Below are 405 nucleotides of genomic sequence, written 5' to 3'. Positions count from 1 at the left end.
CGGGAGAATATTCAAGAGATAATCAAACAGTGACGTACGTGTATCAAAAAGCAGACGGTCATGTAACGGTAAGATATGTGGATGAGAATGGAAACAAAATTCAAGAACCAACAACTTTGAATGGCAAAGTAGGAGAAGACTATAGTTCGACGCATCCAGAACGAATCAATGAATACAATTATTTAGGAACAGAGGGTAACCCAACAGGAGAATATTCAAGAGATAATCAAACAGTGACGTACGTGTATCAAAAAGCAAACGGTCATGTAACGGTAAGGTATGTGGATGAAGAAGGTAATTCAATACAACCAGATACAGTATTGAATGGCAAAGTAGGAGAAGATTATAGTTCAACACATCCAGAGCAAATCAATGAATACAATTATCTAGAAACAGAAGGCAACC

The 405-nt window shown here is 37.3% G+C and carries 1 protein-coding gene; it reads left to right on the top strand.

The genetic code is table 11. From position 1 onward, the window contains the following. Positions 1-405: MucBP domain-containing protein (locus LQ679_RS14685; protein WP_239763586.1), on the top strand; the 405-nt coding region annotated here is incomplete at both ends.

The sequence above is a fragment of the Mammaliicoccus sp. I-M35 genome, assembly GCF_022386455.1.
GTDB lineage: Bacteria > Bacillota > Bacilli > Staphylococcales > Staphylococcaceae > Mammaliicoccus > Mammaliicoccus sciuri_A.
The sequence above is the reverse complement of the archived record's forward strand: the minus strand, read 5'-3'. Positions and strand labels throughout refer to the sequence as shown.